This is a genomic window from Achromobacter denitrificans NBRC 15125, assembly GCF_001571365.1.
Taxonomy (GTDB): domain Bacteria; phylum Pseudomonadota; class Gammaproteobacteria; order Burkholderiales; family Burkholderiaceae_B; genus Achromobacter; species Achromobacter denitrificans.
Genome location: NZ_BCTQ01000041.1, coordinates 1 through 24,438, shown reverse-complemented (window position 1 = coordinate 24,438; position 24,438 = coordinate 1). Strand labels below are relative to the sequence as shown.

Below are 24,438 nucleotides of genomic sequence, written 5' to 3'. Positions count from 1 at the left end.
GTCTCGCGCGGCCCTAGCGCGGCGGGCCCGGCAGGCGGCCCAGCACGGCTTCCAGGGCCAGGCCGATGGCCAGGATCTTGCGGTCCTCGCCGGGCAGTCCGTCGATTTCCAGCCCGACCGGCAGGCCTCCCGCCGACAGGCCCGCGGGCACGCTCAGGCCGGGCAGGCCGGCGTTGCTGCCCGGGTCGACGTTGCGCGCCAGCCGGCTGAAGTTCTCCAGGCTGCTGGCATCCGGCTCGGCCGCCATGGGCAGGACCGGCGAGGTGGGAAACAGCAGGCCGTCCAAGGCATGTTCCTGGAACGCGCGGCGGTAGACCTCGATCAGTTCCCCGCGGTGCACCGCCATGGCGCGCTCGTACAGCGGCTGCAGCGGCAGCAGTTCGCCGGAAGGCGTGGGCAGCACGCCGGGCATGATGAGGCCCTCGAAAATCGCCTTCACGTCGGGGCTGGAAATCTGCGCGACGACCTGCTCGACGTCGACGCCGGCATGGTGGCGCGCGAGATAGTCCGCCAGGTCCGTCTTCTGTTCGTACAGGCAGACCGGCATGCCGACCGCGGCGTTGCTGGCTTCCAGGCCGGGCATGTCCAGTTCCACCAGCTGCACGCCAGCTGCGCGCAGCCTGGCCAGGGCCGCGTCCATGACTGCCCGCACCTGCGGGTCCAGGCCCTTCCAGAAGTAGTCGTGCACACCCAGCCGCAGGCCGGCCGCGGGCAGGGGCGGCAGCGGCTCGGCCTCGCCCGTCAGCACCGCGTCCAGCAGCACGATGTCCTCCATGCTGTTGGCGATCGGCCCGGGCGTGTCGCGGGTGTGCGAGATGGGCGTGATGCCCGTGCCGTCGTAGCGTCCGACCGAGGGCCGGAAGCCGACGGCGCCGTTCAGCGCGGCCGGCAGGCGCACCGAGGCGCCCGTGTCGGTGCCCAATGCGGCCGGCGCCATGCGGGCGCCCACGGCCGCGCCGCTGCCCGAGGACGAGCCGCCGGCGATCAGGCTGGCATCGTAGGCATTGCGCGTGCCCACGCTGTTCGCGCCGGGAAACGCGGTGTTGTAGCCCGACACGCCGAACGCCAGTTCGTGCATATGGGTCTTGCCCAGGATCACCGCCCCGGCCTCGCGCAGGCGCCGCACGATGGGCGCGTCCTCGGCCGGACGGAAGTGCCTCAGGGCGGGCGTGCCCGCCGTGTTGGGCAGGCCGGCGACGTGGATGTTGTCCTTGATGGCGATGGGCACGCCGTCCAGCGGCCCCGCGGTCCGGCCGGGCTGGCCGCGCGCGGCGTCGCTGGCGGCCGCCTGGGCCAGCGCGCCGTCGCGGTCGACGGCGATGAAGGCGTTGAGGTCCTCGCGGGCGGCGATGCGGTCCAGGCAGGCCTGGGTCAGCGCGACGCTGGTGAGGCCGCCCTGGCGGATCAGGGCGGCCGCCTGCGCGGCGGTCAGCGCCGCGGGCGATGCGTGGCGCGGCGATAGTGACGGGTCGGACATGGCGCTTCCTCGTTGTACGGTTCGTGGATCACCCGTATCTATACAAGGTCGGCGCGGCCGCTGTCGAGCGCGGCGCGCCGGCACGCGGAAATCAGCCCGGCTTCCTCACCACGATGGTGGCGGTGTCGCTGGTGAAGGACGCGTCCTCGCGCACTTCGAAGTGCGCGCGCACCACGTCCGGGGCGATGCCGAACATATGGCGCAGCGCGGCCACCAGCGTGTCCGGCGTGCGCATGCGCGTCACCCAGGACTGGAATTCCAGGGGCAGGCGGCGCGGGGCCAGGCCCTGCAGGGTGAAGCCGGCCTCGGTCAGCATCCGGGTCCATTCCGCCACCGAGTAATCGCGCACGTGCGAGGTGTCGCGCAGCACCTCGATCGTCTGCAGCCAGGTGTCCAGCAGCGGCTCGCCGGGCGAGACCACGTCGGCGAACACCGCGATGCCGCCGGGCTTGAGCACGCGGAACGCTTCGCGCAGCCCGCGCCCGGCATCCTGCCAGTGGTGGGTGGAGTAGCGCGACATCACCAGGTCGAACTCGCCGTCGCCGAACGGCAGGTACTCGGCCTTGCCCTGACAGGTGACCAGATTGGTCAGCCCGCGCTTGGCGGCTTCGCCCGCGACCACGTCCAGCATCTGCTGCGACAGGTCGTAGGCGGTGACGTGCCCGACCTGGGGCGCGACGTGAAAGCTCACGTGGCCGCCGCCGCAACCCAGGTCCAGCAGGCGGGCGCCGGGATGCTGGCCGGCGATGCCGGCCATCTGCAGCAGGTCCTCGCCCTGGGCGTGGACGGCGCTGGTCAGGTAGGCGGCGGCGCGGGGGCTGAACTGGCGGTCGACGGCGTCGTCGTGGGTGCGGGAAGTCATGGGAATCCTTGGGTTGCTGGAGGCGGAAATATCGGCGGGCCGTCACGGAACGGGCGGCTCAGGCGCTAAGATAGGCGGGCCGCTATACACGTACAAGCCCATTGCTGATCCTGGTATGACTACTTCCCCCCAGTCCGGCGCCGCCGGCCATGAAGGTTCCCGCGTGCGCCGCCAGGCGCTGGGCGAATTCGTGCGCAGCGCCCGGTCGCGCATCACGCCCCAGATGGCGGGCCTGCCCGAAGGCATGCGCCGCCGCACTCCCGGCCTGCGGCGCGAAGAGGTGGCGCAGCTGTGCGGCATCAGCGTGACCTGGTACACCTGGATCGAACAGGGGCGCGAGGTTTCGGTATCGCCGTCGGTCTGGTCGCGGATCGCGGGCGTGCTGCAACTGGCCCGCGCCGAGCGCGCCTACCTGTTCGACCTGGCCGACTGCGCCGATCCGCAGCATGCCCGCGACGACGGCGGCGGCGTGCCGGGACCCTTGCAGGAATGCGTGAACGCCATCAACGCGCCGGCCTACGTGCTGGACCGCGCCTGGAACGTGCTGGCCTACAACGAGCCGCTGCGCGACCTGTTCGACGACTGGCCCCGGCGGGACGCCGAACCCAACCTGCTGCGCTACATCTTCCTGGATCCCGCCGCGCGCGAACTGGTGGTGGACTGGGACCAGCGCGCCCGCCGCGTGGTGGCGGAATTCCGGGCCGACGCCGGCGCCCACCTGGACGAGCCGGCGGTGCTGGCGCTGCTGGACAGCCTGGGCAGGCAGAGCGCGGTGTTCGCGCACTGGTGGACCCGCCATGCGGTGGTCGAGCGCGAAGGCGGCCTGCGCGAATTCCAGCATCCGCTGCGCGGCAAGCTGGCCTACCAGCAGATCACCTTCCGGCTGGCGACGCATCCGGACCTGAAGCTGGTAATGCTGCTGGGGGCGGGCGCCCAGCCCGAGGCGCCCGCCTGAGGCGTTACTTCACCAGGCCGTGTTCAGTGAGGTAGCGGATCAGGAATTCGCCATGGCCTTCGATGTCGCGGCGGATTTCGCGCACCACCGCTTCGGTATCGCCGGCTTCCAGCGCCGCGATGATGCCCTCGTGCGGGTGCCCATTGGGCAGCACGGGGAAGGGCGGGGTGTAGAGGTAGGACAGGTACGAGGCCGTCTGCACCCACAGGTTCTCGATCATCGATAGCAGATGCGGCATCTGCGCGGCCGAGTAGAGCGCGAAGTGGAAGTCGAAGTTGCGCGCCAGCACCGGCGCCATCAGCTGCTGCCGGCGGCTGTCCATCAGGCTGGCGTGGATGCGCCGCAGCTCGGCGATCAGCGCCGGCGTGGCGTGCGGCACCGCGCGGCGCGCCGCGAAACATTCCAGCTCCAGCCGGATGCTGCGCAATTCCTGCAGCTGCGCCACGGTGAGCTCGGGCACCTTGACCGACTTGCCCGGGCTGAGCGCCAGGGCGCGTTCCGACACCAGTTGCAGCAGGGCTTCGCGCACCGGCGTCTGGCTCACGCCCAGCGTGTCGGTGATCGAGCGCAGTGTGATGGTGTCGCCCGGTCGCAGCTCGCCCATCATGATTTTCTGCTTGATTTCACGATAGATGCGGGCGGTCATGTTTTCCCGCTGCATCGGCGCCAAATTGATGGTCATTCCGTATTCCTGGTCGGCCGGGCCGCATGCGTGGGCAGGGGCAAGGCTTGGGTTAGCCGATTCTACCGTTCCGCCGCGGCCACATTTTGTATTTTGTAAAAAATAAAATTATTGACGAGGCTCTTGATCGCCATCTATATTTTATAAAATATAAACAGGAGACGAGATGTCGACGCTGCACCCCCTGGCCGCTCCCGGCCTGACGAACCATGGCACCGTGGCCCATCTGATCGCGCGGGCGCTGATCCGCCATGGCGTGACGCACGTATTCGGCCAGAGCCTGCCCAGCATGCTGCACCTGGCTTGCGAGGAACTCGGCCTGACCCAGGTGGCCTACCGCAGCGAGAACGCCGGCGGCTACATGGCCGACGGCTACGCCCGCATCACCGGCAAGCCCGCCGTGGTGACCGCGCAGAACGGCCCGGCCGCCACTCTGCTCGTGCCGCCGCTGGCCGAGGCGCTGAAGGTGTCCATTCCCGTGATCGCGCTGGTGCAGGACGTCAACCGCGACCAGACCGACAAGAACGCCTTCCAGGAGTTCGACCACATCGGCCTGTTCACCTCCTGCACCAAGTGGGTCCGCCGCGTCACCGAGGCCTCGCGCGTCGAGGACTACGTGGACCAGGCCTTCGCGATCGCCTGCTCGGGCCGCCCGGGGCCGGTGGCGCTGATGCTGCCGGCCGACCTGCTGAACGAAGCCGCCGCCGCGTCGCAGCGGCATGCCAGCCTGGGCCATTTCCCGCTGGACCGCAGCGTGGCCGCGAGCGACGCGGTCAAGGCCGCGGCCGACCTGCTGGCCGGCGCGCAGCGGCCCGTGGTCATCGCCGGCGGCGGCGTGCACGTCTCCGGGGCCGCGCAGGCGCTGGCCGCATTGCAGGAAGCGGCGCACCTGCCCGTGGGCACCACCGTGATGGGCAAGGGCAGCACCGACGAACGGCATCCGCTGTCGCTGGGCGTGGTCGGCTACTTCATGGGGCCCAATGGCGCCAGCCGCGACCTGCGCCCGCTCATCGCCGACGCCGACGTGGTGCTGCTGGTGGGCACGCGCACCAACCAGAACGCCACCGACTCCTGGAAGCTCTATCCCCAGAACGCCCGCTACATCCATATCGACGTCGACGGCGGCGAGATCGGCCGCAACTACGAAGCGCTGCGCCTGGCGGGCGACGCGCGGGAAACGCTCAAGGCCCTGCTGGGCGAACTGGCGGGCCGCGACCTGTCGGCCGCCCAGGCGCGCCGCCCCGCGCTGGAGACCGCCATCCAGGCCGGCCGCGCCTCGTCCTGGGAGGCGTCGCGCTCGGTCCGCCTGTCGGACCAGCAACCGATCCGCCCGGAGCGCCTGCTGGAGGAAATCCGCCAGGACGTGGACGCCGACACCATCGTGGTCGCCGACGCCAGCTATTCGTCCATCTGGATCGCCAATTACCTGACCTCGCTCGCGCCCGGCATGCGCTTCCTGACGCCGCGCGGCCTGGCGGGATTGGGCTGGGGCTTCCCGATGGCCATGGGCGCGAAGGTCGCGAAGCCGGACGCCCACGTGGTCTGCGTGGTGGGCGACGGCGGCTTCGCCCACGTGTGGTCGGAACTGGAAACCGCCCGGCGCATGGGGATCAAGGTCACGCTGGTGGTGATCAACAACGGCATCCTGGGCTTCCAGAAGCACGCCGAGAACGTGAAGTTCGGCGCCCATACCTCCGCGGTGCATTTCCATCCCGTGGACCATGCCGCCATCGCCCGCGCGGCGGGCTGCCTGGGCGTGCGCGTCGAAGCGCCGGCCGACCTCGCCGGCGCCTTGCGCGAGGCGCGCGGCGCCGAGCAGACCACCCTGATCGAAGTCATCTGCGACGAGAACGCCTTCCCGCCCATCACGTTCTTCACGGCGGGCCAGGCATGAAGCGCGATCCGAGCAAAGTCGCCCTGGTGACGGGCGCGGGACGCGGCATCGGCCTGGAAGTGGCGCGCCTGCTGCTGGCCAAGGGCTACCGCGTGCTGGCGGTCAGCCGGGAAGGGGTGGACGCGCAGAAGCTGGGTGGCCCGTCCGACCGGCTGCGCGCGGAGTGCGCCGACGTGACCGACTACGCCGCCATGCAGGCGCTGGTCGACGGCGCGCGCGAAGCCTGGGGCCCGGTGTCGGTGCTGATGAACAACGCCGGCATCTCGCCCAAGCAGGCCAACGGCAATTCCTCCGGCATCCTGGACATCGCGCCCGCCGAATGGGACCTGGTGCTGCAAGTGAACCTGACGTCCATCCTGCGGCTGTGCCAGATGGTGCTGCCGGCGATGCGCGACCAGGGCTGGGGGCGCATCGTCAACGTGTCTTCGCTGGCGGGCCGCGCCAAGTCGCTGGTGGCCGGCGGCAGCTACATGGCGTCCAAGGCCGGGGTGCTGGGCCTGACCCGCGCGATCGCCGCCGAGATGGGGCCGTCCGGCATCACGGCCAACGCGGTCACGCCGGGCCGCATCCTGACCGAGATGGCGCAGCAGGCCGCGCCGTCGGTGAACGAGAACTACGCGGCGCAGATTCCGGCGCGCCGCCTGGGCACGCCGGAGGAGGTGGCCGCGGCGATGGTGTTCCTGGCGGCCGAGGAGTCCGGCTTCATCAACGGCGCCATCCTCGACGTCAACGGCGGCTTCTACATGCCCTGAGCGCGCGGCCCGCGAACAAGAAACCAAACAGGAGACAAACATGAAAGCAGCATCATTGCTGGCGGCGCTGGCCACCGCCACGCTCTGCGCGGCGCACGCTCCCGCCCTGGCCTGGCCGGACAAGGAGGTCACGCTGACGGTCAATTACGGCGCGGGCGGCAATACGGACGTCGCCAGCCGCGAGCTGGCCCGCGCGATGGAAGCCGACCTGGGCCGCGCCGTCGTGGTGTTCAACCGGCCCGGCGCGCTGGGCACCATCGGCCCGGCCTACGTGGCCAAGCAGGCGGCCGACGGCTACAACGTGGGCGTGGTGACGCTCTCGTCCATCGCCATCATGCCGCACCTGATGACCATCCCGTATGCCGCGCGCGACTTCGAATTCGTCGCCGCCTACGGCCGCTACCGCTATGGCGTGGTGGTGCGCGCGGACTCTCCCTACCAGACCGTGGCCGACCTGGTCGCCGCCGCCAAGCAGGGGCCGGGCATTTTCTTCGGCGCGCCGTCCGCGCCCAACAACCTGGCCATGTTCGACCTCGGCCGCGTCACCGGCGCCAAGTTCGAGCAGGTGTCCTACAAGTCCGGCAGCGAAACCGTGTCGGCCCTGCTGGGCAAGCAGGTCGACGCCATCGTCCAGAACCCGTCGGACGTCACCAGCTACATCCAGTCGGGCCGCCTGCGCCTGCTGGCCTCGGCGAGCCCGGTGCGCTGGCCGGAATTTCCCGACGTGCCGACGCTGAAGGAGGCCGGCTACGACGTCGAGATCGATTCCTGGCTGGGCCTGGCGGTGCCCAAGGGCACGCCGGAACCGGTGCGGGCGCGCCTGGAGCAATCCTCCAAGGCCGCCGTGGCGTCCGACCGCCTGCGGCAGACCTACAAGCAGCTGGGCGTGGACCCGGTGTGGATGCCGGGCCAGGACTACGCCCGGATGGTCGACGCCACCTACGAACAAATGGGGCGCGCCATCAAGGCGGCGAATCTGCCGCGGATGACCAACTAGAGGCTGAACGGCCGACCCGCGCGCAGGCCCGCCGACGGGCCTGCGCCGACGCGCGTTCGGGAGGGGAAATGGAAGTTCTGATTCAACTTGCGCTGTCGGGGATATTGCTCGGCGGCGTATACGCGCTTGGCGCCATGGGGCTCAACCTCATTTTCGGCGTGGCCAAGGTCGTCAACTTCGCGCATGGCGAATTCCTGATGATCGGGATGTACGCGGCGTTCTGGCTGTGGAAGCTGGCGGGGCTGGATCCCTATTGGGGCGCGCCGCTGATCTTCCTGGCGGGCGCCGCGATCGGCGTGGCGTTCTACCTGGGGCTGATCCGGTACACGATCTACCGCAGCGAAATGACGCAGGTGTTCGCCACGCTGGGGCTGTCCCTGGTGCTGCAGAACCTGGCGCTGATGCTGTTCTCGGCCGACTACCTCACCGTGCAGGTGTTCGAGCCGGCGCGGGAGTCGATCGCGCTGTTCGGCGGGCACGTGAGCAGCACCCGGCTGGTGTCGTTCCTGTTCGCGATGGCTGCCATGGCCCTGACGATGCTCTTCATCAAGCGCACCTACATGGGCAAGGCCATCGAAGCGGTCTCGCAAGACCTTTCGGCGGCGCGCCTGGTGGGGATCAACATCAACAAGACGCTGGCCGTGGCCTTCGCGCTGGGCATCGGCCTGACCACGCTGGCCGGAGGCGTGCTGATCCCCAGCTTCTATGCCTATCCCTCGGTGGGTTCCAGCTTCGTGCTGATCTCCTTCGTGGTGGTGGTGCTGGGCGGGCTGGGCAACGTCGCGGGCACGCTGGCGGGCGGCATCATCCTGGGGCTGATCGAAACCTTCGTCGGCTACCTCGAACCCGACCTGAAGGAGGCCACCCACTTCGTGCTGCTGATCCTGCTGCTGTCGTTCCTGCCCAATGGCTTGTTCGGCGTCAAGGGCGCGGAAAAGGAAGGTCTGAAATGAATATGCATTGGCTGGAATGGCGCAGGGGCGACGGCGCCGGCATCGCGATCATGGTGGCGGCGGCCGTGCTCCTGCCGCTGGCGATCACCGACCGCTTCTATCTCAATCTCCTGTTCCTGGTGATGCTCTACGCGGGGCTGGCGTCGGCCTGGAACCTGCTGGGCGGCTACGCGGGGCAGTTCTCCCTGGGGCATACCGCGTTCTTCGGCATCGGGGCGTACAGCTCGACCCTGCTGTACACCATGGCCGGCGTCAGCCCATGGCTGGGCATGCTGGCGGGCGTGGGGATATCCGTGCTGCTGGCCTTCCTGATCTCGTATCCGGTGTTCAGGCTGCGCGGCGTGTTCTTCGCCATGTCGACCATCGCGGTGGGCGAGACGGTGCGGATCGTGCTGCTGTGGGTGCGCCGGAAGGCCGACATTCCCTACGGCATCACCATCGACTACCAGCCCGGGTTCGGACGCATGATCTTCGCCGAGCCGCGCAGCTACGCCCTCCTGGCCGGCTGCTTCATGCTGCTGGTCTGCGCCGTGGTGTACGCGCTCACGCGCAGCCGCGTCGGGTACTACCTGCGGGCGGTGCGCGACAACGAAGAGGCGGCCCAGGCCAGCGGCATCGACCTGCGCCGCTACAAGCTGATCGCGTTCCTGGTCAGCGCGGGCTTCACCTCGGTGGGCGGCACGCTGATGGCGCAATACGTCCTGTACATCGAACCCGCCACGGTCTTCGCGACCTCGATCTCCATCGACCTCGCGCTGATGACCATCCTGGGCGGCGTCGGCACGCTGCTGGGCCCCGTGCTGGGCGCGGTGATCGCGCTGCCGCTGCAGGAGTTCCTGCGCGACTGGCTGGGCAACGCGGGCGCGGGCGCGCACCTGGTGGTCTACGGGGGCCTGTTGATCGTGATCGTGATGCTGCTGCCCCAGGGCGTGATCGGGGCCTGGTCGGCCCGCCGCGCCCGCAAGGCGGCGATTGCCAAGGAGGCCGCAAGCGATGCTTGAAGTCGATCGAGTGGAAAAGCGGTTCGGCGGCCTCATCGCCGTCAACCAGGTGAGCCTGACCGTGGCCGAGGGCGAGATCGTCGCCCTCATCGGCCCGAACGGCGCGGGCAAGACCACGCTGTTCAACCTGGTGGCGGGCGCCTTGCCCTGCGACGGCGGATCGATCCGGTTCCGCGGGCTGTCGCTGGACAGCCTGGACGGGCCGCGCATCTGCCGCGCCGGTCTGGCGCGCACGTTCCAGATTCCGCAGCTGTTCCCGTCCATGACGGTGCTGGATACCGTGCTGGTGGCCGCGCTGGGGCACACCGCCAACATCGCCGAGGCGCGCGAGCGGGCGCGGGCCGTGATCGCCCGCGTCGGCCTGGCCGGGCGCGAGCGGCATCTCGGCGCGGCGCTCACCATCAGCGGCAAGAAGCGCCTGGAGATCGCGCGCGCCCTGGCGACGCGGCCCGGCCTGATCCTGCTGGACGAGGTCATGGCCGGCCTCAACCAGCCCGAGGTGCACAAGCTGCTGGATCTGATCCGCGAACTGCGCGCCGACGGCATGACCGTGGTCCTGGTGGAGCACAACATCGAAGCGGTGCTCAACGTGGCCGATCGCGTCGTGGTCCTGAACCAGGGACAGAAAATCGCCGACGGCTTGCCGCGGGATGTATTGCGCCAGCCCGACGTGGTGCGCGCCTATCTGGGAGATGACTATGCCCTTGCTTGAAGTCCGCCGCCTGGAAGCCTCCTACGGCGATAGCGACGTGCTGCTGGGCGTCGACCTGGAGGTCAACCAGGGCGAGGTGGTGGCGATCGTGGGATCCAACGGTGCGGGCAAGACCACGCTGATGCGCGCCATCGCCACGCTGATCCCGGCCAAGCGCGGCGAGGTGAAGCTGGAAGGGCGCCCGATGGAAGGCGCTTCCACGCACGAAGTGGTTGCCAGCGGCATGGTCTACGTGCCGGAAGGCCGGCGGCTGTTTCCGCGCCTGAGCGTCAGGACCAACCTGGAGCTGGGCGCGTTCACGCCGCATGCGCGGCCGCAGCGCGACGCTACGCTGCGCACCATTTTCGAGCTGTTCCCCGTGCTGAAGAACCGGGCCGGCCAGATGGCGGGGACGCTGTCCGGCGGCGAGCAGCAGATGTGCGCCATCGGGCGCGGCCTGATGGCCCGGCCGAAGCTGTTGATGATCGACGAAGTGTCGCTGGGCCTGGCGCCGGTGATGGTGTCCAAGGTGTATGAGGCGATCGCGGAGATCCGCCGGCTCGGCACCACGGTCATGCTGGTGGAGCAGAACGTCCGCCAGGCCTTCAAGGCGGCCGACCGCGGCTACGTGATCAATCACGGACGCGTGGCCGTCAGCGGCGCCAGCGACGATTTGATGGATAACCCCGAAGTGAGAAAAGCCTACCTGGGCCTTTGACGCCCGGGAGCAGAACCCGCCTGATGCGCGGAACAGGAGACAAGCATGAAGAAAGTCAGGAAATTGCTGTTGAACACCGTCTGCGCCGCCCTGCTGGCGGCGGGCGCGAGCGCGCACGCGGACATCAAGATCGGCGTGGTGCTGCCCCTGACCGGGCCGCTGGCCTCGCTGGGCAACGACGTGAACCGGGGATTCGAGCTGGCGCGCGACCTCGTCAACGAGAAGGGCGGGGTGGCGGGCGAGAAGATCGTCTTGCTGACCACCGATGTGCCCGGCTCCAACGAGGCGGCGTCGCAGGCGATGCGCCTGATCAATCGCGACGGGGTCAAGGTGCTGGTGGGTTCGTACGCCAGTTCGATCTCGTTCGCGGCCAGCCAGGTGGCGGAGCGCAACGGCGTCATCTACGTGGAGCAGGGCGCCGTGGCCGACGACATCACGCGCCGCGGCTTCAAGAACCTGTTCCGCTTCATCTACCCGGCTAGCGAGCTGGGCAAGGGCAGCGCCCAGTACGCCACCGACGTCATCCTGCCCAAGCTGGGCGTGCCGCTGGAGAAGGCGCGCGTGGCCATCCTGAACGAGGACAGTTCCTACGGCGCGGCCGTGGCGGACGGCGCCCGCAAGTGGCTGAAGGAAAAAGGCGTGCAGATCGTCGACGAGTCCAGCTACAGCTACAAGACCACCGACCTGTCCTCGCTGGTCCAGCGCCTGAAGTCGAGCAATCCCGACGTGATCGTCGCGTGCTCCTACACGCCCGACGGCATCCTGTTCTGGCGCCAGGCGCGCGAGGCCAATCTGAACGTCAAGGCGATGATCGGCAACGGCGGGGCCCACAATATTCCGGATTTCGCCGAAGCGCTGGGCGACGACGCCAACGGCGTGTTCAACGCCGGCACCTCGGCGTACTTCAACGACAGCGGCCTGACGCCGGAAGCGGCGGCGCTGTTCAAGGTGTTCCACGAGCGCTACGAGCAGAAGTTCGGCCGCAAGCCCTCGGCCCACTCGGCCATGGGCTTCAATGCGATGTGGGTGCTGCTGTCCGACGTGCTGCCGGCCGCCGGCGGCGTGGATCCGGACAAGGTGCGCCAGGCCTTCCTGGCCCTGGACAAGCCGGTGGGTTCCACCATCGTGGGCTGGGGCGTGAAGTTCGACCCCAAGACCGGCGAGAACACCCGCGCCTTCCCCATGGTGGACCAATGGCAGGGCCGGCAGATCCGCACGATCTGGCCCACCGAGTTCGGCGTGACCGACAAGATCACCTATCCGCTGCCCGCCTGGGGCCAGCGCCAGAACGTCGGACAGTAAGGAAGGCGACATGAACCAACGCTGGAAGAACCGGCCGCCGGGCTCCAATTGGGGCGAGTTCGGCGCCGACGACGAACTGGGCCGCCTGAATCTGCTGACGGCCGAGAGGCGGGTGCAGGCGGCGCGCGAAGTGCGCGCGGGCGAGGCTTTCTGCCTGAGCCTGCCGCTGGACCTGCCCGGAGGAACGGCGCTGAACCCGAACCGGTTGCCGCCGAAACGCCACGTGGCCACGCGCAAGCGCGGGCTGTTCAGCGTGAACTATCCCCTGCGGCTCGAAGATGCCCGCTACGTCGATTGTTCGAGCGACGATTCGGTGACGCTCTACACCCAGTATTCGACCCAATGGGACGCGCTGTCGCACGTCGGGCAGTACTTCGACGTGAATGGCGACGGCATCCCGGTGCCGGTGTACTACAACGGCTTTCGCGCCGGCGTGGACGTCATGGGGCCGACCGGCGATTCCGAGGCGCGCGCGCATCGGCTGGGCATCGAGAAAATGGCCGAGACCGGCGTGCAGGGGCGCGGCGTCATGCTGGACCTGCATGCCCATTACGGCGATGCCCGGACCTATGTGGGCTACGACGCGCTGCAGCGCGTGATCGACGCGGACCGGGTCGATATCCAGGCCGGCGACATGCTGTGCCTGCACACCGGCTTCGGCCAGAAGCTGATCGACATGGGCGGCGATCCCGATCCGCAGGTGCTGCACCACAGCTGCGCCGTGCTGGACGGCCGGGACGAGCGCCTGTTGCGCTGGATCGACGAAAGTGGGATCTCCGTCCTGATCGCCGACAACTTCGCGGTCGAGGGCTATCCCTACGAGAAGAACGATTGCCCGCAGTGCGAGGGGCTGCCGCTGCACCAGGCCTGCCTGTTCCGGCTGGGCATCCACCTCGGCGAGCTCTGGTATCTCACGCCGCTGGCGCAATGGCTGCGGCGCAACGGGCGCAGCCATTTCATGCTGACCTGCCCGCCGCTGCGGCTGCCCGGCTCTTTCGGTTCGCCGGTGACGCCGGTGGCCACGGTCTAGGAGGACGTCGGCCCGGGGCCGGCCGTGCTCAGTCCTTGAACAGCCCGCCCTGCAGGCCGGCCTCCACCAACCCCAGCAGCAGCTTCTTCACGGGAGCGGGCAGGGCCGTCGAGGCCAGCTTGTCGGCGGGCACCCAGCGCTCGGGCAGCGCGGATTCGCGCAGGCGGGCCGCGCGCACCGGCACGAGCCAGGGCCGGATGTGCAGGCGGTAATGCGTGAACGTATGGGCGAAGGCGGCCAGCTCGTAGCGTTCCTCGGGCTCCAGCCCCAGCGCGCGGGAGGCGCTGTCCGGATCCAGGGCCGTATCGAACTCCGGCAGGCTCCACAGCCCGCCCCAGATGCCGGGTTCGGGACGCTGTTGCAGCAGGAAGGCGCCTTGGTGGCGCAACACCAGCATACAGGTCTCGCGCTCCGGGATGGCCTTGCGCGCCTTGGGCGTGGGCAGTTCGGCCTGGCGGCCCTCGCGCCGGGCGACGCAGCTGTCGGCCATCGGGCATTTGTCGCAGGCGGGCTTGCCGCGCGTGCAAAGCGTGGCGCCCAGGTCCATCAGCCCTTGCGTATAGGCGGCCATGTCCAGGTCCGGCGCGGCATCCACCTGCGCATCGGCCAGGGCCCATAGCCGCTGTTCGATGTCGCGCTTGGCCGGATCGCCCGCGATGCCGAAGTGGCGGGTGAACACGCGCTTGACGTTGCCGTCCAGGATCGGGGAGCGCTCGCCGTAGGCGAAGGCCGCGATCGCCGCGGCGGTGGAGCGGCCGATGCCGGGCAGGGTGGCGATGGCTTCGGCCGTAGGCGGGAAGCGGCCGGCCCAGTCGCGCGCGATCTCCTGCGCGCAGCGATGCAGGTTGCGGGCGCGGGCGTAGTAGCCCAGCCCGGCCCAGTACGGCATCACGTCTTCCTGGGCGGCCGCGGCCAGCGCGGCCACGTCCGGGAAGCGCTGCAGGAAGCGGTCGTAATAGGGGATAACCGTCGCGACCTGGGTTTGCTGCAGCATGATCTCGGACAGCCAGATCCGGTAGGGATCGCGGGTGTTCTGCCAGGGAAGATCATGGCGGCCATGCCGGCGCTGCCAGTCGACGATACGTGGGGCGAAGTCCATGGCGGCAATTATCGCATCGCCCTATTGCCCGGGGTGGGGGTACCGGTTACAACCAAGGGAAAACAGAAGCGCGCCAGCGCCCGGAATTCACGTCCCCTGCTCGCCCGCGTGCGCTTCAAGAGGGTGTCGCGCGAAGCCGGCGGGGGTTCCAGGATCCCTCGGAGCAGACATGAACGCCCCTCTCACGCCCGCCATCCGCGCGGCGCTCGAATCCGTCCAGCTGGACGACAAATACACCCTGGAATCCGGCCGCGCCTGGATGAGCGGCATCCATGCCCTGGTCCGCCTGCCGATGATGCAGCGCGTTCGCGACCAGCAGGCCGGGTTGAACACGGCGGGCTTCGTGTCCGGTTACCGCGGTTCGCCGCTGGGCGGGGTCGACCAGAACATGTGGAAGGCGGCCCGTTACCTGAAGGCGCATCACATCGAGTTCCAGCCCGGCATCAATGAAGACCTGGCCGCCACCGCCGTGTGGGGATCGCAGCAGGTCAACCTGTTCCCGGGCGCCAGGTACGACGGCGTGTTCGGCATGTGGTACGGCAAGGGGCCGGGCGTGGACCGCTGCGGCGACGTCTTCAAGCATGCCAACGCCGCCGGCACCGCGCGCCATGGCGGCGTGCTGGTGGTGGCGGGCGACGACCATCCCGCCAAGTCCTCGACGCTGCCGCACCAGAGCGATCACATCCTCAAGGCCTGCATGATCCCGGCGCTGTTTCCCGCCAGCGTCCAGGAGGTGCTGGACTACGGCCTGCACGGCTGGGCGATGAGCCGCTACGCCGGGGTCTGGGTGGGCATGAAGTGCATCACCGACATCGTCGAGGTGTCCGCCTCGGTGGACGTGGATCCGCAACGCGTGAAGATCCTGCTGCCCGAGGACTTCCAGCTTCCGGCCGATGGCCTGAACATCCGCCTGGCCGATACGCCGCTGCAGCAGGAGGCGCGCCTGCTGGACTACAAGCTCTACGCCGCGCTCGCCTACGCGCGCGCCAACCGGCTCAACCAGGAGTTGTGGGACGTGCCGCGGCGCGACGCGCGCTTCGGCATCATGACCTCCGGCAAGGCCTACCTGGACACGCGCCAGGCGCTGTCGGACCTGGGGCTGTCGGAGGCCGTCTGCCGCCGCATCGGCCTGCGCCTGTTCAAGGTGGGCATGGTGTGGCCGCTGGAGTCCGCCGGCACCCAGCGCTTCGCGGAGGGGCTGGACGAGATCCTGGTGATCGAGGAAAAGCGCCAGGTGCTGGAATACCAGCTGAAGGAAGAGTTGTTCAGCTGGATCGGCAGCGGCAAGAAGATCCCGCGGGTGGTCGGCAAGTTCGACGACAAGGACGGCGGCGAATGGTCGGTGCCGCAGGGCAATTGGCTGCTGCCGGCGCATTACGAGTTCTCGCCCGCCATGGTTGCGCGCGCCATCGCCGGGCGGTTGCTGCGCTTCGCGCTGCCCGAGAACGTGCGCGCCGGCATCGAGGCCCGCCTGGCGTTCATCGCCGAGCGCGAGCAGGCGCTGTCGCGCCCACGGGTCATCGAAGAGCGCAAGCCCTGGTTCTGTTCGGGCTGTCCGCACAATACCTCGACGCGCCTGCCGGAAGGCTCGCGCGGGATGGCGGGCATCGGCTGCCACTACATGGTCAGATGGATGGACCGCGGCACGGAGGTCTTTACCCAGATGGGCGGCGAAGGCGTGCCCTGGGTGGGCCAGGCGCCGTTCACCGACGAGAAGCACGTGTTCGCCAACCTGGGCGACGGCACCTACTTCCATTCGGGCCTGCTGGCGATACGCGCGGCGGTGGCGGCGAAAGTGCCCATCACCTACAAGATCCTGTTCAACGACGCCGTTGCGATGACGGGCGGGCAGCCGGTGGACGGCCCGCTCAGCGTGCCGATGATCAGCCGCCAGATGGCGGCCGAAGGCATAGAGAAAATCGTGGTGGTGACGGACGAGCCCGCCAAGTATCGGAGCATGGAAGGGCTGGAGCCGGGCGTGCCGGTGCGGCACCGCGACGAACTGGACGCGGTGATGCGCGAGCTGCGCGAGCATCCCGCGGTGTCGGTGCTGATCTACGACCAGACCTGCGCCACTGAAAAACGCCGCCGCCGCAAGCGCGACGCCTATCCGGATCCCGCGCGCCGCGTCGTCATCAACGAGCGCGTCTGCGAGGGCTGCGGCGATTGCTCACGGCAATCGCACTGCCTGTCGGTGGAGCCCCTGGACACGGAATTCGGCCGCAAGCGCAAGATCAACCAGTCCAGCTGCAACAAGGACTTCTCCTGTCTGAAGGGCTTCTGCCCCAGCTTCGTCACGGTGGAGGGCGGCAAGCCGAGGAAGCCGCAGGCCCTGGCGCAGGACGGCGTCATCGACGAGGACGTGCCGCAGCCGGCCGCGCGCGCGCTGGACCGGCCCTACGGCGTGTTCATCGCCGGCGTGGGCGGCACCGGCGTGGTCACCATCGGGCAGTTGCTGGGCATGGCGGCCCACCTGGAAGGCAAGGGCTGTTCGGTGCTGGACATGGCGGGCCTGGCGCAGAAGGGCGGCTCGGTGTATTCCCACGTGGTGCTGGCGGAAACGCCGGACCACCTGCTGAACACGCGGGTCGCCATGGGCGAAGCCGACCTGCTGCTGGCGGGCGACCTGGTCGTGGCCACCAGCATGGACGCCATGGCGCGGCTGCGGCCGGGCCGCACGCGGGCCCTGCTGAACAGCGATACCGCGCCCACCGCGGCCTTCGTCTCCAATCCCGACTGGACGCTGCCGGGCGTGAACCTGATGGCGGACCTGCAGGCCGCCTGCGGCAAGGAAAACCTCGACACGGTGGACGCGGCCGCGCTGGCCACGGGCCTGCTGGGCGACGCGATCTACGCGAATCCGCTGATGATGGGCTACGCCTACCAGAAGGGCTGGATTCCCCTGTCGCAGGAGGCGCTGCTGCGGGCCATCGAGCTCAACGGCCAGCAGGTGCCGAACAATATCGCCGCCTTCGCCTGGGGCCGCCGCGCGGCCCACGACCTGGCGGACGTGAACCGCGTGCTGGCCGGGGGCGGCGCGGCCCCGGCGCATCCCGAGGGCATCATCGAACTCAAGCGGCCGCGCGCGGCCAGCCCGGTGGTGGCGCTGAAGAAACCGGCGAACGAGCTGGAGCAACTGGTCTCGGTGCGCAAGGCCTTCCTGACCAGCTATCAGAACGCCGCCTATGCCCAGCAGTACGCCGACCTGGTGGACAAGGTCGCGCGCGCAGAGCGCGACGCCACGGGCACCAACCGGCTGGCGCTGGCCGTGGCGCGCGGCTACTTCAAACTCATGGCCTACAAGGATGAGTACGAAGTGGCGCGGCTGTATTCGGACGGCGAGTTCATCAAGCGGGTGGGCGAGCAGTTCGAGGGCGACTGGAAGCTGAATTTCCATCTGGCGCCGCCCCTGTTCGCGCGGCGGGACGCGGCCGGCCACCTGATCAAGCGCAGCTACGGTCCGGGCATGCTGCGCGTCTTCCGCCTGCTTGCCAGGCTGCGCGGCCTGCGCGGGTCCAGGCTGGATATCTTTGGCTACACGGCGGAGCGCCGCGCCGAGCGCGAACTGATCCGCGAATACCGCGAGACGCTCACGGCAATCCTGTCCAAGCTGAACCGCGGCAACCTGGACCGCGCCGTGGCCCTGGCCAGCCTGCCGGAGGAGATCCGGGGCTTTGGCCACGTGAAGGAAGCCGCCATGGAGAAAGTGGCGGAACGCAGGGAGGCGCTGCTGAAGGAATTCAGCGCGACGGTGGTGCCGATCGGGGGCGTTAGAGTGGCCTGAGGCGCGCGCCCCAGATCGGGGGCTGGCCCCTGGCCTGGGGCTCCAGCCTCAAGCCCCGGCGTTGGCGGACCAGCCCTTGGACAATTCCACGGCCTGCCGCCAGCGCTTCATCCGCGCCTCGCGCACCGAGGCGGGCCAGGTGGGTTCGAAGGTGCGCTCGGCCTGCCATTTCGAGGCGAACTCGTCCTGGCTCGACCAGAAGCCCACCGCCAGGCCGGCGAGGCCGGCCGCGCCCAGCGCGGTGGACTCGGGCACGCGCGGGCGCACCACGGGCACGCCCAGCAGGTCGGCCTGCATCTGCATCAGCAGGTCGTTGCGGGCGGCGCCGCCGTCCACGCGCAGCTCGGTCAGCGCGATGCCGCTGTCGGCGTTCATGCAGGTGAGCAGTTCGGCGCTTTGCAGCGCGATGGATTCGAGCGTGGCGCGCGCGATGTGGGCGCGGGTAGTGCCGCGGGTCAGGCCCACCAGGGTGCCGCGCGCATAGGGATCCCAGTGCGGCGCGCCCAGGCCGGCGAAGGCCGGGACCATGAAGACGTCGTCCGTGCTGGACACGCTGGCGGCCAGGGATTCGATTTCCTCGGAGCGCTGGATGATGCCCAGGCCGTCGCGCAGCCATTGCACGGCCGCGCCCGCCACGAACACGCCGCCTTCCAGCATGTAGGTCGGTTGCCAGGCGCCATCGCCGGCGCGGGGCAGGCCCCAGCCGACGGTGGAAAGCAGGTGGTTCTGCGACTGCACGGGCTGTTCGCCCACGTTCATCAGCATGAAGCAGCCGGTGCCGTAGGTATTCTTGGCCATGCCCGGCGCGAAGCAGGCCTGGCCGAAGGTGGCGGCCTGCTGGTCGCCGGCCACGCCCGCGATGGGGACGGCGCCGCCCAGCCATTCGGGCAGGGCCTCGCCCACCACCGCGCTGCTGGGCGCGATGCGGGGCAGCACGCTGCGCGGGATCTTGAGCAGCGCCAGGATCTCGTCGCTCCAGTCCTGCGTGTGGAGGTCGAACAGCATGGTGCGGGAAGCGTTGCTGGGGTCGGTGCTGTGCACCGCGCCGCCGGTCAGCTGCCAGATCAGCCAGCTATCGACCGTGCCGAAGGCCAGTTCGCCGCGCTCCGCCATCTGGCGGGCGCCGGGCACGTGGTCCAGCAGCCAGGCGAGCTTGGTGCCCGAGAAATAGGCGTCCAGCACCAGGCCGGTGCGCGATTGCAGGAAGTCGGCGTGGCCGTCCTGGCGCAGCTGGTCGCACATGGGGGCCGTGCGGCGGTCTTGCCAGACCACGGCGCGGGCCAGCGGGCGGCCGGTGGCGCGCTCCCAGATCAGCGTGGTTTCGCGCTGGTTGGTGATGCCGATGGCGGCCAGGTCGGCGGCGACCGCGCCGGCGTTGCGCAGGGCCTCGCGGGCCACGTCGAGCTGGCTGTGCCAGATTTCGCTGACGTCGTGCTCGACCCAGCCCGGGCGGGGATAGTGCTGGCGGAATTCACGCTGGCCGACGCCGCGCACGACGCCTTCCCGGTCGAACACGATGGCTCGGGAGCTGGTGGTCCCCTGGTCTAGGGCCAGGACAAATTCATTCGTCGTCACTTTGTTTCGCGCCGTTCAGGTGTGCCCCGGCCAGAGGGTCGAGGCGTCGAAAGGAGAAGGTCGAAGCCATGCACAGCAAGCCGACGACGATAAAGCCCGCGACGACGTCCCGTATCGCCAAGGTCTCGGCGCCGCGCAAGGACATGCTGATGTTCAGCGTCACCGCGGCCACGCCCACGCCCAGGCTGATGCCGAGCTGCTGCGCCATGGCGGCGAAACTGCTGGCGCGGCTCATCTTGGCCGGGGGTATGTCGGCATAGGTTAGCGTATTTACCCCGGTGAATTGCAATGAGCGGAAAAAACCGCCCACCAGCAGGATGGCGATCATCAGCCAGACCGGGGTTTCGGGCGTGAAGGTGCCGCAGATCACGATGAACACCCCCGCCAGCAGGGCGTTCACGGTCAGCACCCGGCGGAAGCCGAAATACCGCACGATGGGGGTGGCCACGAATTTCATCAGCAGCGCGCCGGCGGCGCTGGCGAAGGTGATCAGGCCCGCCGAGAACGGCGAGAGGCCGAAACCCACCTGCAGCAGCATGGCCAGCAGGAAAGGCGTGGCCCCGACCGCGAAGCGGCACAGGTTGCCGCCCAGCGTGGCGATGGCGAAGGTGGGGATCCGCATCAGCGACAGGTCGATGATGGGGTGCTCGGCGCGGCGCGCGTGCCAGCCGTAGAGGAACCCGCAGACGGTGCCCGTGGCGATCAGCCCCAGCAGCATGGACAGCGGCATCACGTCGCGGCCGATGGCCTCGAAGCCGCTCACCAGCGTCGCCAGGCAGACGGCGCTGAGCAGGAAGCCCGGCCAGTCCAGGCGGGGCGTGCCTTCCTCGCGGATCTCGGCCACGTAGCGCAGCACCAGGAAAATGCCCAGCACGCCGATGGGGATGTTGATCAGGAAGATCCAGTGCCAGGACATGTAGGTGACCATGAAGCCGCCCAGCGGCGGTCCGATCACCGGCCCCAGCAGGGCGGGGATGGAGAGGAAGGACATGGCCTTCAGCAGGTCCTGCTTGGGCACGGTGCGCAGCAGGATGATCCGTCCCACGGGCACCATCATCGCGCCGGCCATCCCCTGGACGATGCGGGCCATGACCAGCTGCGGCAGGTCCTGGGACAGGGCACAGGCCACCGAGCTGAGCGTGAACAGGCCGATGGCGGCCACGAAGACGCGCCGGGCGCCGTAGCGGTCGGCGGCCCAGCCGCTGACCGGCACGAAAACGGCCACGGACAGCAGGTAGGAGGTGATGGCCACGTTCAGCCGCACCGGCGTGGAGCCCAGGGCCCGCGCCATCGCCGGCAGGGCGGTGGCCACGACCGTGGCGTCCAGCATCTGCATGAACAGGGCGCAGCCGACGATGAAGGGAATCATGCGCGCCGCGCGCATCGCTTCCGGAGTGGGCGACGGAGCGGGATGGGCTGCTGCTGCGGATTGTGCGGACATGGCGGAGGGGGGCGTTGGGTGCCGCGAGATTGTAACGCCGGGGGGTGGGCCGTCGTGAAGTAAACTCCCCTCATCCGAAACCCATTGAAATTGGTGCCATGGCGACCAACTACGAATCCGAGATCACCCTTTTCCTGAAAGACTTCAAGCAGTCGCACCCTGGCACCGAAGAACGCCAGCGCGAAGGCCGCGCCCGCCTTTGGGACAAGCCCCAGGATCCGGAACTGCTGGAAGGCTTCCGCGCCGCCCGCGTGGCGCAGAAGCCTTACGTGTACCAGGCCGATTGAGCCCATTGCGGCAACCATGGCCCAGAACGCTCTCCCGGGCGATGCCCTGGCCGCGCTAGTGGAACCGCCCGTCGACAGCACTCCCGACACGGTCGACAGCGTGGCCTTCGCTCGCCTCTACGGCGAGCCGCTGTTCCAGATGCCGACCGACCTGTACATCCCGCCGGATGCGCTGGAGGTCTTCCTGGAGGCGTTCGAAGGGCCGCTGGACCTGCTGCTCTACCTGATCCGCAAGCAGAACTTTAATGTGCTGGACATCCCCATGGCGGATGTCACGCGGCAATACCTGTCGTACGTGGAGCAGATCCGCATCCACAACCTGGAGCTGGCCGCCGAGTACCTGCTGATGGCGGCGATGCTCATCGAGATCAAGTCGCGCATGCTGCTGCCGGTCAAGAAGACCGACACCGGCGAAGAGCCGGAAGATCCTCGCGCCGAACTGGTCCGCCGCCTGCTGGAGTACGAGCAGATGAAGCTGGCGGCCCAGAAGCTGGACGCGATGCCGCAGCTGGGCCGCGACTTCGTCAGCAGCCACGCGGTGGCCGACCTGAGCGTGGAGCGCATGCTGCCGGAAGTCAGCGTGGACGACCTGCGGGCGGCCTGGGCCGACATCATGAAGCGGGCCAAGCTGAACCAGCACCACCACATCACGCGCGAACAACTGTCCGTGCGCGACCACATGACGCACATCCTGCGGCGCCTGAACGACGTGCGCTTCATGGAATTCGGCGACCTCTTCATGGAGCGCGTGCGCGAAGGCGCGCCCGCCGCGGTGGTGGTCGTGCATTTCATCGCCATGCTGGAACTGGCCCGCGAATCCCTGCTGGAAATCACGCAGGCGGAGCCCTACGCGCCCATCTACGTCCGCCTGGCCTACACCAGCGTGGCGGCGGTCGCGGCCTGAACCCCGCCGGGCCTAGAATCCGAACCCATCCCGGGAGAGTCCCCTTGAAAGTCGTACATACCATCCAGGAATTGCGCGATCACCTGCGCGGACAGAACCGCGTGTCGTTCGTGCCCACCATGGGCAACCTGCACGAAGGCCATCTGTCGCTGATGAAGCTCGCCCGCCAGCATGGCGATCCGGTGGTGGCCAGCATCTTCGTGAACCGGCTGCAATTCGGCCCCAACGAGGACTTCGACCAGTATCCCCGCACCCTGGCGGCCGACATCGAGAAGCTCGAACGCGAGCGCGACGTCTACGTGCTGTTCGCGCCGAACGAGCGCGAAATGTATCCCGAGCCGCAGAACTTCCGCATCCAGCCGCCCGACGACCTGGGCGACATCCTCGAAGGCGAATTCCGCCCCGGCTTCTTCGAGGGCGTCAGCACCGTGGTGCTGAAGCTGTTTTCCTGCGTGCAGCCGCGCGTGGCCGTGTTCGGCAAGAAGGATTACCAGCAGCTGATGGTGGTGCGCAATATGTGCCGCCAGTTCCAGCTGCCCGTCGAGGTGCTGGCGCATGAAACCGTGCGCGCCGAGGACGGCCTGGCGCTGTCCTCGCGCAACCGCTACCTGAGCGATTCCGACCGCGCCGAGGCGCCCGCGCTGTACGCCGCGCTGCGGCACCTGGGCGAGCGCCTGTCTCAGGGCGAGCGCGATGCCGCCGCGCTGGAGCGCGAGGCCATCGACGGGCTCGCCGCCCGCGGCTGGCAAGTGGACTACGTGGCCCTGCGCCGCCAGCGCGACCTGAAGCGTCCCGAAGCCGCCGACCTGCAGGCCGGCGAACCCCTGGTGGTGCTGGCCGCCGCCAAGCTCGGCAGCACCCGCCTGATCGACAACCTGGAGCTGGCCTACACGGCCTGACGCCCGGGCAGGGGAGGCAAATATGTCCTCCCCTGGCAGAATTGCCAGCTTCCGGCGCACCACGCGGCGGGGCAGACTCGATGCAATCCCACATTGCAGGAGAGCATGCCCATGCAAGTCCCCCGCCCCGACCTGGAAGCCGTCCTCGCTTCCCTCACCCCGCGCGAACGGCAGATCGTCTCCTATGTAGCGGCCGGCCGCCCCAACAAGGTCATCGCCATCGACCTGGGCATATCGCTGCGCACCGTCGAGGCCCATCGCGCCCGCATCTTCGCCAAGCTCCAGGCCCGCAACGCCATGCAACTGGCCTGCCGGCTGTGCGCGCACGGGCGTTCGGGCGCCTCGCCCGTGCCGGGCTGCGGCCGCCAGGAGGGCGGCGCGGCCGTGCCGGCGCCCACGCTGCATGAACGCTCGCCGCCCGGCTACGGCCTGGCCCAGGCTGGGCCGGGCGGCGAGCCATGATGCCGGCCTGGCCTGGATGCGTCCGCCCGCCCGGCTGCCCTCCGCCCAAAAGCATCGGGCCTGGCGAACGTCGCGTTCGCCAGGCCCGGGGCACAGGCATCGGCTGCGGGGCGCTCAGCGCCCGCGCATCAAGGGCACTTGGGCGCGCCGGCCTTGGCCAGTTCGTCGATCGGATCCAGGTCCGGCTGGCGGGTCAGGTTGTAGTTCAGGTTGGGCGTCTGGCCGGCGATGGAGCGCACGCGCAGCACGTTGTTGGCGGCCACCACGAATTCCACGCGGGCATTGCCCTGGCCGTCCATCAGGATGACGCGCGGCGGGCGTTCGTCGGTGGCGTCCCAGCAGCCTTGCTCGGCCACCGGCGGGCCCTTCTTGGGATCGTCTTCCAGGTAGGCCGTGCGGCCGCGCCAGCGGCCGTTGGGCGCCAGCGTCAGCGTCACGCGCTGCGCCGTGCATTGCATGGCGGGCGAGAAGCAGGGCAGCGTGCCCATATAGGTTTGCGGTTGCGGCACCAGGCTGTGCGCGGCGGCGTTGGGCGCGGGTGCGGGCGCGGGCTGGGCCGCGGCGCTGGCGCTGCTGCCTCCGCCGGTGTCCTCGGGCACGGCCTGGCCGTCCTCGGTGGTCGCCGCGCCGGCGGCGGCCTGCTGGGCCTGGGATTGCGGCTTGCGGGCGTCGG

The 24,438-nt window shown here is 69.2% G+C and carries 22 protein-coding genes; 15 read left to right on the top strand and 7 right to left on the bottom strand.

Going from position 1 to position 24,438, the window contains the following annotated elements; all coding sequences use genetic code 11:
* Positions 1 to 13: 13 nt before the first annotated feature.
* Together iaaH and ADE01S_RS25760 are read right to left on the bottom strand one after the other, a co-directional pair.
* On the bottom strand, positions 14 to 1,477 hold the full coding sequence (gene iaaH / locus ADE01S_RS25765) for an indoleacetamide hydrolase (RefSeq protein WP_062684591.1): 1,464 nt from the start codon (positions 1,475 to 1,477) through the stop codon (positions 14 to 16).
* Positions 1,478 to 1,568: 91 nt separating this feature from the next.
* Complete coding sequence (locus ADE01S_RS25760) at positions 1,569 to 2,339, bottom strand: class I SAM-dependent methyltransferase (protein ID WP_062684590.1); 771 nt, start codon at positions 2,337 to 2,339, stop codon at positions 1,569 to 1,571.
* 115 nt (positions 2,340 to 2,454) lie between these two features.
* Between ADE01S_RS25760 and ADE01S_RS25755 the strand changes: the two genes are divergently transcribed.
* The gene (locus tag ADE01S_RS25755; RefSeq protein WP_062684589.1) at positions 2,455 to 3,294 is read left to right on the top strand and encodes a helix-turn-helix transcriptional regulator; all 840 of its coding nucleotides are present in this window, start codon (positions 2,455 to 2,457) and stop codon (positions 3,292 to 3,294) included.
* A 4-nt stretch (positions 3,295 to 3,298) separates the two neighbouring features.
* On the opposite strand, the gene ADE01S_RS25750 is transcribed toward ADE01S_RS25755, so the two are convergent.
* On the bottom strand, positions 3,299 to 3,976 hold the full coding sequence (locus ADE01S_RS25750) for a GntR family transcriptional regulator (protein WP_062684588.1): 678 nt from the start codon (positions 3,974 to 3,976) through the stop codon (positions 3,299 to 3,301).
* Positions 3,977 to 4,142: 166 nt separating this feature from the next.
* On the opposite strand from ADE01S_RS25750, the gene ADE01S_RS25745 reads away from it, so the two are divergent.
* From ADE01S_RS25745 to ADE01S_RS25705, 9 genes are all read left to right on the top strand, one after another.
* Positions 4,143 to 5,870 carry an acetolactate synthase catalytic subunit gene (locus ADE01S_RS25745; protein WP_062684587.1) on the top strand — a complete coding sequence of 576 codons (1,728 nt, stop codon included), beginning with the start codon at positions 4,143 to 4,145 and terminating at the stop codon, positions 5,868 to 5,870.
* A complete protein-coding gene (locus ADE01S_RS25740; RefSeq protein ID WP_062684586.1) occupies positions 5,867 to 6,622 on the top strand; it encodes a 3-oxoacyl-ACP reductase in 756 nt (251 codons plus the stop codon). The genes ADE01S_RS25745 and ADE01S_RS25740 overlap by 4 nt, the downstream gene beginning before the upstream one ends.
* Before the next feature lie 40 nt (positions 6,623 to 6,662).
* Positions 6,663 to 7,619 carry a tripartite tricarboxylate transporter substrate binding protein gene (locus ADE01S_RS25735; RefSeq protein WP_062684585.1) on the top strand — a complete coding sequence of 319 codons (957 nt, stop codon included), beginning with the start codon at positions 6,663 to 6,665 and terminating at the stop codon, positions 7,617 to 7,619.
* Positions 7,620 to 7,687: 68 nt separating this feature from the next.
* Positions 7,688 to 8,572: a branched-chain amino acid ABC transporter permease gene (locus ADE01S_RS25730; protein WP_062684584.1), complete on the top strand. Its 885-nt coding sequence runs from the start codon at positions 7,688 to 7,690 to the stop codon at positions 8,570 to 8,572.
* Complete coding sequence (locus ADE01S_RS25725; RefSeq protein WP_082775898.1) at positions 8,569 to 9,573, top strand: branched-chain amino acid ABC transporter permease; 1,005 nt, start codon at positions 8,569 to 8,571, stop codon at positions 9,571 to 9,573. Before ADE01S_RS25730 ends, ADE01S_RS25725 begins: the two co-directional genes overlap by 4 nt.
* On the top strand, positions 9,566 to 10,285 hold the full coding sequence (locus ADE01S_RS25720) for an ABC transporter ATP-binding protein (protein ID WP_062684582.1): 720 nt from the start codon (positions 9,566 to 9,568) through the stop codon (positions 10,283 to 10,285). Before ADE01S_RS25725 ends, ADE01S_RS25720 begins: the two co-directional genes overlap by 8 nt.
* Positions 10,272 to 10,982 (top strand): ABC transporter ATP-binding protein, encoded by a 711-nt coding sequence (locus ADE01S_RS25715; RefSeq protein ID WP_062684581.1) that lies wholly within the window; start codon positions 10,272 to 10,274, stop codon positions 10,980 to 10,982. The genes ADE01S_RS25720 and ADE01S_RS25715 overlap by 14 nt, the downstream gene beginning before the upstream one ends.
* Positions 10,983 to 11,027: 45 nt before the next feature.
* Positions 11,028 to 12,284 (top strand): ABC transporter substrate-binding protein, encoded by a 1,257-nt coding sequence (locus tag ADE01S_RS25710; RefSeq protein ID WP_062684580.1) that lies wholly within the window; start codon positions 11,028 to 11,030, stop codon positions 12,282 to 12,284.
* 10 nt (positions 12,285 to 12,294) lie between these two features.
* Positions 12,295 to 13,314, top strand: a complete 1,020-nt coding sequence (locus ADE01S_RS25705) for a cyclase family protein (RefSeq protein ID WP_062684579.1) — start codon at positions 12,295 to 12,297, stop codon at positions 13,312 to 13,314.
* Between the two features lie 28 nt (positions 13,315 to 13,342).
* Here the strand turns inward: ADE01S_RS25705 and mutY are convergent, their stop codons facing one another.
* Complete coding sequence (gene mutY, locus ADE01S_RS25700) at positions 13,343 to 14,413, bottom strand: A/G-specific adenine glycosylase (protein ID WP_062684578.1); 1,071 nt, start codon at positions 14,411 to 14,413, stop codon at positions 13,343 to 13,345.
* Between the two features lie 169 nt (positions 14,414 to 14,582).
* Between mutY and ADE01S_RS25695 the strand changes: the two genes are divergently transcribed.
* Positions 14,583 to 18,197: an indolepyruvate ferredoxin oxidoreductase family protein gene (locus ADE01S_RS25695; protein WP_062684577.1), complete on the top strand. Its 3,615-nt coding sequence runs from the start codon at positions 14,583 to 14,585 to the stop codon at positions 18,195 to 18,197.
* 48 nt (positions 18,198 to 18,245) lie between these two features.
* Here the strand turns inward: ADE01S_RS25695 and glpK are convergent, their stop codons facing one another.
* Both glpK and ADE01S_RS25685 read right to left on the bottom strand, forming a co-directional pair.
* Complete coding sequence (gene glpK, locus ADE01S_RS25690; RefSeq protein WP_062684576.1) at positions 18,246 to 19,772, bottom strand: glycerol kinase GlpK; 1,527 nt, start codon at positions 19,770 to 19,772, stop codon at positions 18,246 to 18,248.
* A complete protein-coding gene (locus ADE01S_RS25685; RefSeq protein WP_062684575.1) occupies positions 19,759 to 21,213 on the bottom strand; it encodes a DHA2 family efflux MFS transporter permease subunit in 1,455 nt (484 codons plus the stop codon). Before ADE01S_RS25685 ends, glpK begins: the two co-directional genes overlap by 14 nt.
* Before the next feature lie 98 nt (positions 21,214 to 21,311).
* Between ADE01S_RS25685 and ADE01S_RS25680 the strand changes: the two genes are divergently transcribed.
* The 4 genes from ADE01S_RS25680 to ADE01S_RS25665 all read left to right on the top strand — a co-directional run bounded on the left by ADE01S_RS25680 (position 21,312) and on the right by ADE01S_RS25665 (position 23,765).
* Positions 21,312 to 21,500, top strand: a complete 189-nt coding sequence (locus ADE01S_RS25680; protein WP_062684574.1) for a DUF3460 family protein — start codon at positions 21,312 to 21,314, stop codon at positions 21,498 to 21,500.
* Positions 21,501 to 21,516: 16 nt separating this feature from the next.
* A complete protein-coding gene (locus ADE01S_RS25675; RefSeq protein ID WP_062684573.1) occupies positions 21,517 to 22,404 on the top strand; it encodes a segregation and condensation protein A in 888 nt (295 codons plus the stop codon).
* Positions 22,405 to 22,448: 44 nt separating this feature from the next.
* Positions 22,449 to 23,303: a pantoate--beta-alanine ligase gene (gene panC / locus ADE01S_RS25670; RefSeq protein ID WP_062684572.1), complete on the top strand. Its 855-nt coding sequence runs from the start codon at positions 22,449 to 22,451 to the stop codon at positions 23,301 to 23,303.
* A 111-nt stretch (positions 23,304 to 23,414) separates the two neighbouring features.
* Positions 23,415 to 23,765, top strand: a complete 351-nt coding sequence (locus ADE01S_RS25665; protein ID WP_062684618.1) for a response regulator transcription factor — start codon at positions 23,415 to 23,417, stop codon at positions 23,763 to 23,765.
* A 128-nt stretch (positions 23,766 to 23,893) separates the two neighbouring features.
* Here the strand turns inward: ADE01S_RS25665 and ADE01S_RS25660 are convergent.
* On the bottom strand, positions 23,894 to 24,438 hold a 545-nt coding region (locus tag ADE01S_RS25660; RefSeq protein WP_062684571.1), incomplete at its 5' end, for a copper resistance protein NlpE N-terminal domain-containing protein.